The sequence below is a fragment of the Dolichospermum heterosporum TAC447 genome, assembly GCF_024584745.1.
In the GTDB taxonomy this organism is placed as follows: Bacteria; Cyanobacteriota; Cyanobacteriia; order Cyanobacteriales; family Nostocaceae; genus Dolichospermum; species Dolichospermum heterosporum.
The window spans coordinates 84,207-100,031 of the sequence record NZ_CP099464.1 but is presented as its reverse complement, the minus strand read 5'-3'; the positions used below and the strand labels follow the sequence as shown (position 1 = coordinate 100,031).

Annotated in this window: 12 protein-coding genes; 7 read left to right on the top strand and 5 right to left on the bottom strand. The window is 37.9% G+C overall.

The genetic code is table 11. From position 1 onward, the window contains the following. The first annotated feature begins 271 nt into the window (after positions 1-271). Positions 272-2,791: a tetratricopeptide repeat protein gene (locus tag NG743_RS00425; protein ID WP_442548600.1), complete on the top strand. Its 2,520-nt coding sequence runs from the start codon at positions 272-274 to the stop codon at positions 2,789-2,791. Between the two features lie 741 nt (positions 2,792-3,532). Here NG743_RS00425 and NG743_RS00420 read toward each other — a convergent pair. Next, on the bottom strand, positions 3,533-4,510 hold the full coding sequence (locus tag NG743_RS00420; protein ID WP_027401018.1) for a glycerophosphodiester phosphodiesterase: 978 nt from the start codon (positions 4,508-4,510) through the stop codon (positions 3,533-3,535). Between the two features lie 152 nt (positions 4,511-4,662). Between NG743_RS00420 and ligA the strand changes: the two genes are divergently transcribed. From ligA to NG743_RS00395, 5 genes are all read left to right on the top strand, one after another. After that, on the top strand, positions 4,663-6,708 hold the full coding sequence (gene ligA / locus NG743_RS00415; RefSeq protein WP_257122185.1) for an NAD-dependent DNA ligase LigA: 2,046 nt from the start codon (positions 4,663-4,665) through the stop codon (positions 6,706-6,708). Positions 6,709-6,788: 80 nt separating this feature from the next. Continuing rightward, a complete protein-coding gene (locus NG743_RS00410; RefSeq protein ID WP_027401020.1) occupies positions 6,789-7,337 on the top strand; it encodes a fasciclin domain-containing protein in 549 nt (182 codons plus the stop codon). 909 nt (positions 7,338-8,246) lie between these two features. Further along, complete coding sequence (gene gatB / locus NG743_RS00405) at positions 8,247-9,728, top strand: Asp-tRNA(Asn)/Glu-tRNA(Gln) amidotransferase subunit GatB (RefSeq protein WP_027401021.1); 1,482 nt, start codon at positions 8,247-8,249, stop codon at positions 9,726-9,728. A 478-nt stretch (positions 9,729-10,206) separates the two neighbouring features. After that, positions 10,207-11,448 carry a bifunctional ornithine acetyltransferase/N-acetylglutamate synthase gene (gene argJ / locus NG743_RS00400; RefSeq protein WP_027401022.1) on the top strand — a complete coding sequence of 414 codons (1,242 nt, stop codon included), beginning with the start codon at positions 10,207-10,209 and terminating at the stop codon, positions 11,446-11,448. A gap of 129 nt (positions 11,449-11,577) precedes the next feature. Beyond that, entirely contained in the window at positions 11,578-12,195 is a 618-nt protein-coding gene (locus tag NG743_RS00395; protein ID WP_257121252.1) for a Uma2 family endonuclease, read from the top strand. A gap of 678 nt (positions 12,196-12,873) precedes the next feature. Here NG743_RS00395 and NG743_RS00390 read toward each other — a convergent pair. After that, positions 12,874-13,356: a DUF29 domain-containing protein gene (locus NG743_RS00390; RefSeq protein WP_257121251.1), complete on the bottom strand. Its 483-nt coding sequence runs from the start codon at positions 13,354-13,356 to the stop codon at positions 12,874-12,876. A gap of 403 nt (positions 13,357-13,759) precedes the next feature. Here NG743_RS00390 and NG743_RS00385 point away from each other — a divergent pair, with 403 nt between their 5' ends. Beyond that, on the top strand, positions 13,760-14,191 hold the full coding sequence (locus NG743_RS00385) for a hypothetical protein (RefSeq protein WP_027401026.1): 432 nt from the start codon (positions 13,760-13,762) through the stop codon (positions 14,189-14,191). 55 nt (positions 14,192-14,246) lie between these two features. Here NG743_RS00385 and NG743_RS00380 read toward each other — a convergent pair whose 3' ends face one another. The 3 genes from NG743_RS00380 to upp all read right to left on the bottom strand — a co-directional run bounded on the left by NG743_RS00380 (position 14,247) and on the right by upp (position 15,764). Next, positions 14,247-14,525: a YggT family protein gene (locus NG743_RS00380; RefSeq protein WP_027401027.1), complete on the bottom strand. Its 279-nt coding sequence runs from the start codon at positions 14,523-14,525 to the stop codon at positions 14,247-14,249. A gap of 176 nt (positions 14,526-14,701) precedes the next feature. Further along, positions 14,702-15,037: a ssl2009 family thylakoid membrane protein gene (locus tag NG743_RS00375; RefSeq protein ID WP_027401028.1), complete on the bottom strand. Its 336-nt coding sequence runs from the start codon at positions 15,035-15,037 to the stop codon at positions 14,702-14,704. A gap of 76 nt (positions 15,038-15,113) precedes the next feature. Next, positions 15,114-15,764 carry a uracil phosphoribosyltransferase gene (upp, locus tag NG743_RS00370; RefSeq protein WP_027401029.1) on the bottom strand — a complete coding sequence of 217 codons (651 nt, stop codon included), beginning with the start codon at positions 15,762-15,764 and terminating at the stop codon, positions 15,114-15,116. Between the last annotated feature and the right edge of the window lie 61 nt (positions 15,765-15,825).

The following is a 15,825-nucleotide window of genomic DNA, read 5'->3' as shown; positions in this document are numbered from 1 at the left end:
TTATTTCATAAATTTTAGGTTGCCTCAATTAAGTATCCTAAATTATTCCATCCTTAACAGCAACCAAACGCTAAGATTTTTCCTTTGTCTTGCTGCTGCGACTAAGTGCTAATTTAATTAGGTGTTATTCTTGAATAGCGAATAGCTCTCCCCAAATCTGTTAATATCAAAAAAAACCCTGAAAATCCAGTCACCCTACAACAATCATCTATCATAGATGGCATATAAGCACACCGCTGTAAAAACTAACCACCGGATAGGGAAAATAGTGATGAAGAACAAAAACCCCTTATACTCAAATCTAGCTTTAAAAAGCGCCATTTTCTTGTCACCCTTGCTGCTATCAACGGCTTTTATCAGTGGGTATCCTGTACCATCTGCTACGGCTCAGGTACTATCAAATCAGGAACGGGAAGAATTAGCACGACTGCGACAAGAAACCCGCACTCAAAAACAAGTGCAATCTGATTTTGAACGAGCTTTTACTCGCACGAATACCTTGCTTAATATCTGGTTGACTATTTTAAGTTTATTTCCTGTGGCTTTAATTGCCATATTATGGTTTTTTCGTCGAGCCGTAATTCGGGAAATTGGAGAAAGAGCAATGCAGCAGATTCAAGGAATTGAAAATTTGCAAACTCAATTAACTACAGTTCAAGCAGAAGCAAAACAACTGATTCAAAAATCTAAAAACACTACTCAAGAATTAGCACAGGAAGTTAATGCTCTTAAACAAAAAATTCAAGGTGAAGAAGAAAATTTATCTATTCTTTTATCTGATTTACCCAAGTCAAAACAAGAGTTTTTAACAGCTTTGGAAATTGAAGTTAAATCTGCTCAAGAGAATATCAGTAATTTAGAGTTTAGATTAAATACTCAACTAGAACAATTAACTTTATCTGCTCAACAGCAAAAAATTACAATTGACAATATCAAAAAGTTAGAATTTGAGTTATTTTCTCAATTTACCCAACTCAAATCAGAAGTGGAAAATCAAAAAGATATTGCTATTAGTGATATTGAAAAATCTCGCGCTGGTTTAATATCTCAATTTCAAGGGTTAGAGTCAGAAACTCAACAAGAGAAATTTCATATTGTTGAGAACTTAGCAAAACTACAATCAGAATTTAATAATGAATTATCTCAATTTGAATTAGATGTTAAAACTCAAAAAGATATAGTTCTAGGTAATATCGAAACCCTTAATAATATATTTAAATCAGACATTACTGAATTAAAAACTGATATCCAAGTTCAAAAATATCAATTGCTTGAAGATTTAGCTGTATTACAAAGTGAATTTTCTCACCAACTAAGAGAATTACAAAATACAGCTATTCAACGACAACAGCAACTAATTGAGAATCTAGAAAAATCTGGAGGAGAATTCACATCTCAGTTTTCAGATTTACAAAATGATGTGCAAAAACAGCAAGTTACTGTTCTAGAAAATCTGCAAAACTTAGAAATTGAATTTTCTCACCAACTAAGAGAATTACAAAATACAGCTATTCAAAGACAACAGCAACTAATTGAGAATCTAGAAAAATCTGGAGGAGAATTTACATCTCAGTTTTCAGATTTACAAAATGATGTGCAAAAACAGCAAGTTACTGTTCTAGAAAATCTGCAAAACTTAGAAATTGAATTTTCTCACCAACTAAGAGAATTACAAAATACAGCTATTCAACGACAACAGCAAATAATTGAGAATCTAGAAAAATCTGGAGGAGAATTTACATCTCAGTTTTCAGATTTACAAAATGATGTGCAAAAACAGCAAGTTACTGTTCTAGAAAATCTGCAAAACTTAGAAATTGAATTTTCTCACCAACTAAGAGAATTACAAAATACAGCTATTCAACGACAACAGCAAATAATTGAAAATCTAGAAAAATCTGGAGGAGAATTTACATCTCAGTTTTCAGATTTACAAAATGATGTGCAAAAACAGCAAGTTACTGTTCTAGAAAATCTGCAAAACTTAGAAATTGATGCTCAACAACGTAAAGAGATAATTCTCAAAGAATTAGCAGAAATTACACCTACAATATTACCAGCAATAGAACAAAAATCAGAATCATTACAACCAGAAATTTCTATTGATGATTATATCAAACAAGCAGAAGTGCTATTTTTAGAAAAACGCCATGAAGATGCTTTAGCTATTTATGAACAACTCATTAAAATTCAACCAGAAAATCCAGAAAATTGGTTAAAACGGGGGATTATTCTCAATAGATTAAAGCGCTACAAAGATGCTATAGCCTCCTATAATCAAGCTATCAAAATTAATCCTGAATATCATCAAGCTTGGTGTGATATTGGTGTGGCTTGTGGAAACTTAGGAAAACATCAAGAAGCATTTAACTGTTTTGATAAAGCTACTAAAATCAAACCTGATGATGGGGTTGCTTGGGTAAATCGTGGTTTATCTCTGCTAGAATTAGAACGTTGTGAAGATGCATTTGCTTCTTTTGATAAAGCTTTAGAATTTCAACCCAACTCTCCCAAAATTTGGGATAAACGGGGTTACACATTGGTAATGTTGGGAGAAGATGATCAAGCAATTATCAGTTTTGATAAAGCACTAGAAATCAAACCTGATTATTCTAGTGCTTATTACAACAAAGCTGCCTGTTATGCACTACAAAGAAAAATTGAATTAGCTTTAGAAAATCTGCAAAAAGCTATTGAATTTAATCCCAGTTATCGAGAAGATGCTGTAAATGATATTGACTTTGATGAGATTAAAAATGATCCAGGTTTCCAAACATTAATTAAGAGTTGATGTGAGGAAACCCTCCAAAACTTGCCCTCAAGGGTTTTTAGCCTATTTTCTTATCATTAATAACATTGCTAGGTTGAATATCACTTTTTCGTCAATTTGTCAATAGGAAATTTTTGCGATCGCTCAAATTAGATCATTTCTGAGCAAATTCATGGCTAAAATTGTTTAAGGAATAGCTATTAATTTTGTAAAGTTTTGTATTGGACTGGGAAAATGATTTCTGAAACTATTGTCAATCAAGGGTTTGAGACTAACATCTTCTGAAAAATCTAAAATTGACAACAGTGACCCAATTATGAAATTCTCTGAAATTATAGCAAATCGCTGAAAGTATAGCAACCTCGTTGATAAATAGAAAAGATTCTCAACTAATTATTAAGAGACTTCCAAGAAATAAATTATCCTAAGAAACGAACCACAGAGGCACAGAGTACACAGAGAGAGAATTTCTGCATCAGTTTTGGGACATTTTTTTATTTGGAGGTCTCTAAGGAAATATAAAGGCAAATTGCTGAAAGTTATAAATATCAAAAGTATTATTGATTTTCTATAATTTAAGCTAATCATACAGCCATTATGAATCATATATCTGATAAATAAGTAAGTAGGTGAACACAATAAAACCAAACTGTGTAAAGAAACGTAAAATCGCCCAAACCCTCTTCACTCTTGCCTCTTGCCTCTTGCCTTTTGCCTTGCAATAACGACAATTTTCAACGCCAACCTACTTATATTATTAGATTATTCATAGAGTTTGACTTTTAAGGCTTTATCTGGATAATCACTAAATACACCATCTACACCCAATTTAAAAAATGATTGATATTCCTGTTCAGGATTTCCTTGACAGTCTAAGGGTAAGAAAAAATCCTCATTTCTAAAAGTCCAAGCGTGAACTTGTAAATTAGCTGCATGAGCATCTATAATTAAAGATGTTGGTGATAGTAATTGACCATGATTATCTCTGGGAATTAATAAGTTTTTATTTACACCTATTGCTTGGGCATATTCGGCAATTTCTTTCAACCCTTTTTGATTTAATAAATCTGCATAATTTCGGGGATTATTATTAATCATAAAATCGTAAGGTTGACCAGTATCATTAATGAGTTGGACTAATGGTAAATCTGTTTTTCGAGACAATCCTTTGAGGTTACTAACTTCAAAGGATTGAATAAATATGGGTAAATTAACTGTTTGTAAGCTTAATAATAAAGTGTCTTCTAATGGTAAACTAATTGATTGAAAATAACTGGGATGTTTCGTTTCAGGATAAATGCCGATATTACGGCCAATTGCTTGACTTTTATGCTGGGCTAAATCAATGATTTCTGTAAAAGTGGGAATAGGAAATATTCCTTCATAAACTAGATTTTGCGGGCGTAATTGGGGAATACGTTCTTTAGCTGTTAAGGTTTTAATTTCTGCTATGGTTAAGTCTTCTGTAAACCAACCTGTTTTAATTTCATTATCAATAATTTTCGTGGTTTTTAAATGGGCAAATTCGGGATGATTAGCAATATCAGTAGTTGCGGATATTTCATTTTCATGACGGGCAATTAAAACACCATCTTTAGTAATAACTAAATCGGGTTCAATATAATCAGCACCTAAATCAATTGCTAATTCATAACTAGCTAAAGTATGTTCAAGACGGTAGCCACTTGCACCACGATGAGCGATAATAATGGGGGGTTTGTTTATGAAAGTTTGAGTCATGATGACTGTTGACTGTTGACTGTTGACTGTTGACTGTTGACTGTTGACTGTTGACTGTTGACTGTTCCCTGACCACACAAGTAAATTCACAGAATCAAACCGGATTCCTATAATTAAATTCCCACTGTTATTATTTTTTTGTTATGAAACTGATGATGTCAAATCAGCCGGAAGTAAAACGTATAGAAGAATTACGCCGCTTATTGCAACAAGCTAGTTATGCCTATTATGTTTTAGATGCGCCAGTTATGGAAGATACGGTTTATGATCGGCTGTATCGAGAGTTGCAAGAATTAGAAACACAAAATCCCGAATTAATTACTCCTGATAGTCCAACTCAGCGTGTTGGCGATCGCCCTGCCACCCATTTTACTTCAGTTCGTCACAATATTCCCCTATATAGCCTGGAAAATGCCTTCAATATTGAAGAATTGCAAAGTTGGGATCAACGGTGGCGGCGATACTCACCCATTCAGTATAATGACGGAGAACTGGAATATGTATCTGAGTTAAAAATTGATGGTGCAGCTTTGGCTTTGACTTACGAAAATGGCTTCTTAGTCAGGGGGACAACGCGAGGAGATGGGGTAATGGGTGAGGATATTACCCAAAATGTCAGGACTATTCGCTCAATTCCCCTCCGTTTGCATTTTGACGGGTTAGAAAATATTGCTAAGGTGGAAGTCCGAGGAGAAGCATTCTTACCTTTACAGGTATTTAAGGAAATTAATGAGAAGAGACAAAAGGCTGGAGAACAGTTATTCGCTAATCCGCGCAACGCTGTGGCGGGTACGCTCAGGCAACTGGATTCACGGATTGTAGCACAGCGACAGTTAGATTTCTTTGCTTATACTCTGCATATTACAGGCTTGGATGATTCTAGTATTGCCAATACTCAATGGGAAGCTTTGGAATTGTTGCAAAAAATGGGTTTTCGAGTGGATACCAATCATAAACTCTGCCATTCTATCGCTGAAGTTGCTGAATATTACCAATATTGGGATACAGAACGGCTGAATTCTCCCTATATGACGGATGGTGTTGTCGTTAAATTAAATATGTTTAGACTCCAAGAACAATTGGGGTTTACACAGAAGTTTCCCCGCTGGGCTATAGCCTTAAAATATCCGGCGGAAGAAGCCCCAACCCGTGTAGTAAAAATCACTGTCAATGTGGGCAGAACTGGGGCATTAACTCCTTTAGCGGAAATGTTGCCAGTACAATTAGCGGGAACAACTGTTTCTCGTGCTACCTTACATAATAGCGATCGCATTGAGCAATTAGATATCCGCATTGGCGACACCGTGATTGTTCGCAAAGCCGGAGAAATCATTCCCGAAGTTGTCCGGGTCATCAAAGAACTACGTCCCGCTGATACTCAACCTTTCATTATGCCTTCCCATTGTCCCGTCTGTGGTCAACAGGTGGTGAGAGAAACGGGCGAAGCTGTTACTAGATGTGTAAATGCTTCCTGTGCGGCGATTCTTAAAGGTGAGGTTGAACATTGGGTCAGTCGTGACGCTTTAGATATTAAAGGTGTGGGAGAAAAGTTGGTGTATCAACTCGTAGACAAGGGTTTAATACATTCCATTGCTGATTTATATGAATTGACAACAGATAAATTATCTGCGTTAGAACGCATGGGACAAAAATCGGCAGAAAAATTGGTGAAGGCGATCGCACAATCAAAAACCCAACCCTGGTCTAGAGTATTATATGGTTTAGGCATCCGTCACGTTGGCAGCGTCAACGCCCAATTACTCACCGAGAAGTTTACCACCGTCGCCGAGTTAACAGCCGCCAGACAATCAGATATTGCAGGCGTTTATGGTATCGGTGCAGAAATCGCCCAATCAGTCTATCAATGGTTTCGCACCCCAGCCAATCAAACCTTAATCTCCCGGATTCAGACCATTGGCTTACAATTAGCCAACAGCATAGAAACCAAAGCAGCAGAGAAAATTAATCAAAATTTTGCTGGTAAAACCTTTGTCGTCACCGGCACATTACCAACCTTAAAACGGGATGAAGCCAAAGCCTTAATTCAAAAAGCAGGTGGTAAAATCACTGATTCAGTTAGCAAAAAAACAGACTTTTTAGTTGTGGGTGCAGATGCCGGTTCTAAACTAGAAAAAGCCCAGAATTTAGGAATTAGCCAATTGACAGAGGCACAGTTATTAATAATGCTGGCAGAATAGTTACAAATGAACATAAATTGTTAAATTCTGTTACAATTTTGGTGGTGAATTTCAACTAAAATTTGTGGGAGCGAGAAATAATGAATTCCGTTTTTAGTAAAACACTTGCTATCACTGTAGCTGCAACAACCCTTTTCGTCAGTGTTCCTGCCTTTGCAGAAAGCCAACCTGCACCCATGAGCAAGAAAGCTGATACTAGTAAAACCACTGTAGGCACAATTATTGATGTTGCCAGTGGTAACAGTTCTTTTAAAACCCTGGTGACAGCTATTAAGGCAGCAGGTTTAGTAGAAACCCTATCTGGTCAAGGACCATTTACCGTATTTGCACCCACAGACGCAGCCTTTGCTGCACTTCCAAAAGGAACTTTAGAAAAACTTTTGAAGCCAGAAAACAAACCAACCTTAGTCAAAATTTTGACCTATCATGTAGTTTCGGGTGCAGTTTACGCTAAAGATATCAAACCTGGTGCTGTAAAAACAGTTGAAGGTCAACCAGTAAACATAAAAGCTAAAAAAGGCGTAGTGTATGTAGGTAACGCTAAAGTTACTAAAGCAGACGTTAAAGCTAGTAATGGCGTAATTCATGTGATTAATAAAGTGCTACTTCCTCCTAATGTGAAGTTGTAGAATTTTTGGCGTTGCTGATTAAGGGTATGAATTTTAGTCTCACGCAAAGGCGCAAAGACGCAAAGGTAAGATTTTTAAAGGTTCAACTTGGAAATTTCATACCTCGATTCAACAACGCCGAATTTTTCAGATCAGGCGAAATGCTGCTTGGATAATTACCCTGATAAATTGTTTCTTTTATTGCCTGATATTATAGCGATCGCATCGAATCATAGCACATATAGGTGATAAATCAATGCGATCGCTAATTATTTGGGCATTGCTGATTATAGGGTATGAATTTTAGTCTCACGCAAAGGCGCAAAGACGCAAAGGTAAGATTTTTAAAGGTTCAATTTGGAAATTTCATACCTCGATTCAACAACGCCGAATTTTTCAGATCAGGCGAAATGCTGCTTGGATAATTACCCTGATCAATTGTTTCTTTTATTGCCTGATATTATAGCGATCGCATCGAATCATAGCACATATAGGTGATCAATCAATGCGATCGCTAATTATTTGGGCGTTGCTGATTAAGGGTATGAATTTTAGTCTCACGCAAAGGCGCAAAGACGCAAAGGTAAGATTTTTAAAGGTTCAATTTGGAAATTTCATACCTCGATTCAACAACGCCGAATTTTTCAGATCAGGCGAAATGCTGCTTGGATAATTACCCTGATAAATTGTTTCTTTTATTGCCTGATATTATAGCGATCGCATCGAATCATAGCACATATAGGTGATCAATCAATGCGATCGCTAATTATTTGGGCATTGCTGATTATAGGGTATGAATTTTAGTCTCACGCAAAGGCGCACTGAGGTTTGAGTTTTAAAGGTTCAATTTGGGAATTTGATACCCTTAATATCAACACAAAACCGCTAAAATAGTACCAAATCAAATCAGAAAAACTGTAAAATTTGGATATGACCACAGCCACACCCGTAAAAACTGAATATGAAGCGATTATTGGCTTAGAAACCCATTGTCAACTCAGTACCAATACCAAGATTTTCTCCAACAGTTCCACAGCCTTTGGTGCTGACCCCAATACTAACATTGATCCTGTATGTATGGGTTTACCAGGGGTTTTACCCGTACTTAACGCCAAAGTTCTCGAATACGCCGTGAAAACGGGTTTGGCGTTAAATTGTCAAATCGCTCGGTATAGTAAATTTGACCGCAAACAATATTTTTATCCTGATTTACCCAAAAATTACCAAATTTCTCAATATGATTTACCCATAGCCGAACATGGTTGGATAGAAATTGAATTGGTAGATGATGCAGGAAACCCCAGTCGCAAACGCATTGGTATTACCCGGTTACACATGGAAGAGGATGCAGGGAAACTCGTCCACGCTGGGAGTGAGAGACTTTCCGGTTCTACCTATTCTCTCGTAGATTATAACCGCGCGGGGATTCCCTTGGTAGAAATTGTTTCTGAACCAGATTTACGGACAGGACAAGAAGCGGCGGAATATGCCCAAGAACTACGGCGGATTGTGCGCTATCTTGGTGTCAGTGATGGGAATATGCAAGAAGGATCTCTGCGTTGTGATGTGAATATTTCTGTGCGTCCGGTGGGACGAGAGAAATTTGGGACTAAGGTGGAAATTAAGAATATGAACTCCTTCAGTGCGATTCAAAAAGCGATTGATTATGAAATTGAACGCCAAATCGCCGCCATTGAATCAGGAGAAAAGATTATTCAAGAAACTCGGCTTTGGGAAGAAGGTTCGCAACGTACCAGTAGTATGCGAGTCAAAGAAGGTTCTAGTGATTATCGTTATTTTCCTGAACCTGATTTAGCACCCATTGAAGTCACCCAAGCAGAATTGGATTCATGGTTAAGTGAATTACCCCAACTACCTGCAAGCAAACGCCATTATTATGAAAATGAGTTGGGACTTTCGGCTTATGATGCGCGAGTCTTAACTGAGGATAAACCAGTTGCGGACTATTTTGAAAGTGCAATATCTAAAGGTGCAAATCCCAAATCTGCGGCTAACTGGATTACTCAAGATATCGCTGGGTACTTAAACAAACAAAAACTCACCATTTCCGAAATTAAACTGACTGCTGTTAACCTAGCTGATGTGATTACTCGCATTGAAAATGGGAAAATCAGCAACGCTCAAGCTAAGGAAAAACTCACAGATTTACTCAATGGTGTTTCCCCAGAAGAAGCCTTTGCTGGTCAAGAACTGATTTCAGATCGTACCATTCTTGAACCCATCATTGATGAAATCATCGCCGCTAATGCTCAACAAGTCGAAAAATACCGCAAAGGTAACACCAACCTCAAAGGCTTTTTCGTGGGACAAGTCCTGAAAAAAACCGATAAACGCGCAGAACCCAAACTCACCAATCAATTGGTAGAAGAGAAACTCAATGCACCAATGTAGGGTAACACCCCTCACCCCGACAATCGTATAATGTGATAACAAGACGCAACTTGATTATTGGGAGAGCTAGTTTTTATTGGCTCTCTTTCTTTATATAACTGAAAAAAATCTTCTCTTCCTTCTTCCCTCCGTGTTCTCTGTGCCTCTGTGGTTCGTTAAAATACTTCAACCACAAATTGCCCAAAGAGCGTAAAGGAAAAAAAAACAGAATTAAGCATTAACAGAAAATAAAAAATAGGGGGTTTGACCCCTTGGTGCTAGAATCATATAACGTGCTAAGTAAATGCACCCTGATGATTTTAGAGAGCTATCCAAGTGGCTCTCTTTTATTTGTTTTAGGTTTAATTTTCGTGATTAAAAAAAGATTGTCATCAAAAGATAAACTCACTTATAGACATAAATACTGGACGCTGATATCAAACCAGAGGCGGAAAGTAATTGAGCAGCAAACGTGATATAGATAATTGTGAGTAAAATTATGGCAGATTGGCAAATAATTACTGGTGGTGTAACAGCAGCGCGGGGATATAAAGCAGCGGGAATTACAGCGGGACTAAAAGCTTCGGGATTACCGGATTTAGCCTTAATTGTATCAGATGTGGAAGCGATCGCGGCTGGTGTATTCACCACTAGCCAAGTTAAAGCAGCCTGTGTAGATTACTGTCGTCAAGTATTACAAGGGAAACATAGCGCGAGAGCCATTCTTTGTAATGCGGGACAAGCTAACGCCGCAACAGGCGAACAAGGCATTAAAGATGCTCAAGAAAGTGCAGACTTATTAGGTAAAGAATTGGGTATTAACCCAGAATCCATTTTATTAGCTTCCACCGGCGTAATTGGTCAACGGATTAAAATGGATATATTGCGGAGTGGTATCCCCAAAGTAGTTGCAGAACTATCAGAAACAGGCTCAGACGCAGCCGCAGGAGCAATAGTCACCACAGATCTAATCACCAAATCCATCGCCTTAGAAACCATTATCAATGACCGTCCGGTGCGAATTGGTGGCATTGCTAAAGGTTCAGGGATGATTCACCCCAACATGGCGACAATGTTAGCCTTTGTTACCTGTGATGCAGCAGTCTCTTCTACGCTTTGGCAACAAATGTTAACCAGAGCAGCGGATAGAAGCTTCAATTCTATCACCGTTGATGGTGACACAAGTACAAATGATTGTTTAATTGCTTTAGCAAATGGTCAATCTCGCACCCCAGCAATTACCGAAATGGGAGCAGAGGCACAGAAGCTAGAAGCCATGTTAACTTATGTATGTCAGCATTTAGCAAAAGCGATCGCTCGTGATGGCGAAGGGGCAACTTGTTTAATAGAAGTCCAAGTCAGTGGCGCTCATGATGAATTATCAGCCCGTCAAATTGCCAAAACCATTGCCGGGTCATCTTTAGTCAAAGCCGCCATTTTCGGTCATGATCCTAATTGGGGACGGATTGCGGCGGCTGCTGGTCGGGCTGGAGTCCGGTTTGAACAAGAAAACCTCTCTATTAAATTAGGGGATATTTTACTATTTGAAAATGGTCAACCTTTACCTTTTGATAAAGCAGCGGCTAGTGCATATTTAAAAGCAGCCGCTCATGGTGAATATCTGCAATCAGACACAGTATTAATTTCCGTCGGTGTTGGTAATGGTCATGGAACAGGTCAGGCTTGGGGTTGCGACTTGAGTTATGATTACGTAAAAATTAACGCTGAGTATACGACCTAAAAAAATCGGCGTTGCTGATATAGCGGTATGCAAAACCTTTAGGGGCGGGGAAACCCTGCCCTTGATTGCGATAACTGTAAGATGACGATGCCGCTATAATATTTTTATTGTCAGCAATACTCAACAGCCATGATTCAAACTTTATCTGAAGTTACTACCTTTGAGGAATTTGTCGCTGGGCTTCCTGAAAATTCTGGGGTACGTTACGAACTACATAATGGGAATATCATTGAAATGGCACAACCAGTAGGAGAACATGAAGAATCAAAAGGGTTTTTAACGATCAAGCTGAGTGGCATAATTGATCGATTAGACCTTCCCTATTTGATTCCTAACCAAGTTATAGTTAGACCAGAGGATAAAGATTCTGGTTATTTTCCAGATGTGTTGGTGCTAAATCGGCAAAATCTAGCTAATGAAAAATTATGGAAAAAACAATCTATCATCAGTAATGGTGCATCTATACCTTTAGTAATTGAAGTTGTATCAACTAATTGGCGTGATGATTATCATTTAAAATATGCTGATTATGAAGAAATGGGAATCCCTGAATATTGGATTGTTGATTATGCAGCTTTAGGGGGAAGAAATTTTATTGGTAATCCTAAACAACCGACAATCTCTGTTTGTAATTTGGTTGATGAAGAATATCAAATTAGTAAGTTTAGAGATCATGAACGGATTATTTCCCAAACTTTTCCTGAATTAAATCTCACCGCAAATCAGATTTTTCAAGCTTCGATATAATCAAATTATGGCGTTGCTGATTAAGGGTATGAATTTTAGTCTCACGCAAAGGCGCAAAGGTAAGATTTTTAAAGGTTCAATTTGGAAATTTCATACCTCGATATGGCTAATGCCTCCGGCTCCCGCAGGGATACGCCACGCAGGCTATCAGCAACGCCCAAATTATAATTTATGAATAAATTGTTCCATGACATACTCCCTGAGAACAGGTTGCAAAGTGTACTTACCCGCTTATTTCTCTATTAAACAGCGTGAATATAGCCTTTCTAAGTAATTGGACAAAAATATTTACAGTCATTGCGAGCGAAGGGAAGCAATCACAACCCTTGGAATTGCTTCATTTCACTTCATTCCATATTGCTAACGCCACGCTGCGCTAACACAATGACATTGTGTAATTAATTCTGTCTCACTACTTATTGCTTGTAAAAGTTGGGATTTAGAAACAGTCGGTAATATGTTTTGATTTGGTGCTAAATCAGTAATAGTTGTTAATTGCTGGTCAGTGGACAGACAGTACATAATTTGCCATTCTAGAACCGAGAGGGGATTTAACTGCTGTTCCAGTAAGCTGTTAATATAATTACTGACTAATAATGTATGGCTCTTCGGTACTTGTTATTCATCTCCTACTCACTACAACTGTTATAGCAAAATTCAGAAATCATCAATAAACATTTAAAATTCAATATTAATAGTATCAGAAAACCAATCATCATCAATTAACTGTTCTAAAGTATAAGGACATTGAACAGGAAAAATATTTTTCTTTAATCCTGTTTTTGCTATCACATACTTAATAGCTTTTTGATAATTATTTTCTTTTTCTTCATTTAGGTGTTTTCTTAAATTCGTAGTCATATCTGTTTCTAACTCACTACGAAAATTAACAATTTCCGCCGCCCAATGACGACGATTTATGCTTTCTGCTTCCCAATATTCAATTAATAATAAATGAATCATAATTTGTCTTAAATAACTTTCTCCACTGCGTTCAGTATCTCTAACCAAATTTTCTAAAACCTCACTTAAACTATCTAAATCTACATCATTTAATTGATTATTTTTTATTTGTTCCAAAGTCATTTCATACCAGGCTAAATAGTCTGATTCATATAAATTTTTTAAGTTTATTAAGCTATTTGTGCTTAAAGTTTGCATATTTTTACCTCAAAAAATAATATAATTTCATTATACTCCATAAAAATCCTCATCCAGAATTTCCTCAACCCCAAGAGGACAATTTATAGGATACTCACTCGACAGATTAAAAATTGACAATAAAAACCTAATTATTGAAATCTCTTAGATTATAGCAAATCGCCGAAAGTATTGCAAGCTCGTTAATAAATAAAAATAATTCTTAATTAATTATAGCGGTTATCTTTCGGATGCAATACAATGTAGGGCGAGGAAACCCCGCCCCTACATTGCGCGAAATATAATTTTATCCAACACCAAAAATCAATAACTGGAAATTCTTACTCTGGAGCGACTCTGCGCCTCTGCGTGAGGTAAAATTGTACTCGTGACATTCGTAAATTTCCAATCAAAGGTGTATTTTATGCGGTTACGCTCAATGCAGTTAATTTTTATAGCAGGACTAATGGGGTTACTTTCCTGGATATGGACACCCAGCGCCCTAGCATTAACACAGATTAAATTATCTGATATTTCTTATCACGAATGTCCATCAGAACTGTCCAGTGGAATAGTAGGTAGTAGCGGTTCAAATTCTGCTAGTTGCTTCATCGTTACAGGTAAAGCAGAAAATAGCACCCGCAAAACTGTTTATGATGCGGATATTTTTGGGCGCATATATGATGCTAACGGTGATTCAACCTTACAAAATCGCACCCGTCTGGGTTTAATTACCGAAGTTCCTCCCGGAGTTAGTGATTTTGAATTTAGAATCACTGTCCCCAGTAATCAGCCCGTACCATTGCAACTTAAACAATTTAAAGCTGCTGGATTTAGCGGACAAGTGAGAAGATAAAAGTTGTAGAGACGTTCCCATGAACGTCCTTACATTGAAAATCGGAATTTGGGGCTTAAAACCCTTGTACCAAGGTGGCGCGAGCTAAACTATCTAAAATACCACCAACTATGTTCAGTGCCAAAAATGCCAGGATAGGGGAGAAATCCATCCCACCCAAAGGGGGAATTATGGAACGAAATAGATTGAGGTAGGGATCACTAATTTGGCTTAAAGCTGCAAATGGTTGATTAGACCATTCAATAGTGGGAAACCAAGTCAACAAGACTCGAATAATCAGCAAATAGCTGTAAAGAGAGACAAAGGTAGCTAGAGTTGTAATTAGTAAATTCATGGGTAACTTTCCTATTAAATGTCAAACATAGATTCATGTAGTTCGGTTAAGAACTGAGTCCAACTAGGCTTTTACAAGCCCTCACTTACCCGAAGGGAAGTGATGGGTGGTTGACGATTGATTTTAATTTAGCTCACGTCGCATTGTGTAGCCAATCAATATAACTAAGGGAAACCTTAAGAATGCTCATTAACTTCCTGGGATGAGTTGCTGTTGACATTACCTAATTGCTTCCGCACATCATCAATTGTGGCATTAAGTTGGGCAATTTTATCTTCGAGCGATCGCCTGGTTGCTTCTATTTCCAAACTTTCATGACCAGAAGCCCTCATTTGCCGCTTTTTAGTCCCTGTCTGTCCATCATTTTCCCCAGCAGTTAACCCTTCATGCTCTTCATTTGCAAACTTAGCATCTAAGCGGGAAGTAATCACCGCCCCTAAAACACCACCAACTACACCCCCAATCAATGACCCCAGTAACAAACCACTAGCAAAACCATCTTGCTGACTCATATTTTTTACCGTCTTCTCGAAAATAAGCAACTTTGACAATACTTTAGCTATTTTCCAGCCTTAGCGGCATCCTAGCTTAAGTTCCAAAAATGCGATCGCCCGCATCCCCCAATCCTGGTACAATATACCCTTGATCATCAAGCGTTTCATCAATAGTAGCGGTGTAAACGATTAAGCCAGGATAGACAGCAGCCAACTTTTTCAACGCCGGGGGAGCAACAACTACAGATATAATCCGAATTAACGCCGGATCAACACCTCTTTGGGTCAATTCCGCCATTACTGCCATTATAGAGCCTCCAGTAGCCAACATCGGCTCAGTAATTAACACCCGGGTTTCGGGAGCGAATTTTTCGGGTAATTTATTTAAATAACAAGTAGGTTCTAAAGTTTCTTCATTTCGCGCCAAGCCAACATGGTAAATTGATGCCAAAGGCAGTACACCCTGCGCTCCCTCCAACAAGCCTAAACCAGCCCGCAAAATCGGCACAACAGCCATAGGTATCTGAGGATTAATAAAAGTGGCTGCACAGGTCGTCAGAGGCGTTTGCACCATTGTTTCTTGAGTCGGCAACCACTCCCTAGCAGCCTCATAAGTTAGCCACCTACCCAACTCAGTCATAGCAGAACGAAATAATACAGATGGCGTAGCTACATCACGAGCAACTCCCAACCAGTGCTGAATTAAAGGATGAGGTGGAACATAAACACGGAGTTGTTGCGTCATAGCTAGAAAAGGGCGGCTGGATAATTGTCTTTTTACTGGAACATCATAGCAGAATTCACCG

Excerpts from the sequence above, each read along its gene's own strand:
- upp (WP_027401029.1), bottom strand. The coding sequence starts at position 15,764 with ATGACGCAACAACTCCGTGTTTATGTTCCACCTCATCCTTTAATTCAG.
- NG743_RS00375 (WP_027401028.1), bottom strand. The coding sequence starts at position 15,037 with ATGAGTCAGCAAGATGGTTTTGCTAGTGGTTTGTTACTGGGGTCATTG.
- NG743_RS00395 (WP_257121252.1), top strand. The coding sequence starts at position 11,578 with ATGATTCAAACTTTATCTGAAGTTACTACCTTTGAGGAATTTGTCGCT.
- gatB (WP_027401021.1), top strand. The coding sequence starts at position 8,247 with ATGACCACAGCCACACCCGTAAAAACTGAATATGAAGCGATTATTGGC.
- NG743_RS00380 (WP_027401027.1), bottom strand. The coding sequence starts at position 14,525 with ATGAATTTACTAATTACAACTCTAGCTACCTTTGTCTCTCTTTACAGC.
- NG743_RS00425 (WP_442548600.1), top strand. The coding sequence starts at position 272 with ATGAAGAACAAAAACCCCTTATACTCAAATCTAGCTTTAAAAAGCGCC.
- argJ (WP_027401022.1), top strand. The coding sequence starts at position 10,207 with ATGGCAGATTGGCAAATAATTACTGGTGGTGTAACAGCAGCGCGGGGA.
- ligA (WP_257122185.1), top strand. The coding sequence starts at position 4,663 with ATGATGTCAAATCAGCCGGAAGTAAAACGTATAGAAGAATTACGCCGC.
- NG743_RS00410 (WP_027401020.1), top strand. The coding sequence starts at position 6,789 with ATGAATTCCGTTTTTAGTAAAACACTTGCTATCACTGTAGCTGCAACA.
- NG743_RS00420 (WP_027401018.1), bottom strand. The coding sequence starts at position 4,510 with ATGACTCAAACTTTCATAAACAAACCCCCCATTATTATCGCTCATCGT.
- NG743_RS00385 (WP_027401026.1), top strand. The coding sequence starts at position 13,760 with ATGCGGTTACGCTCAATGCAGTTAATTTTTATAGCAGGACTAATGGGG.
- NG743_RS00390 (WP_257121251.1), bottom strand. The coding sequence starts at position 13,356 with ATGCAAACTTTAAGCACAAATAGCTTAATAAACTTAAAAAATTTATAT.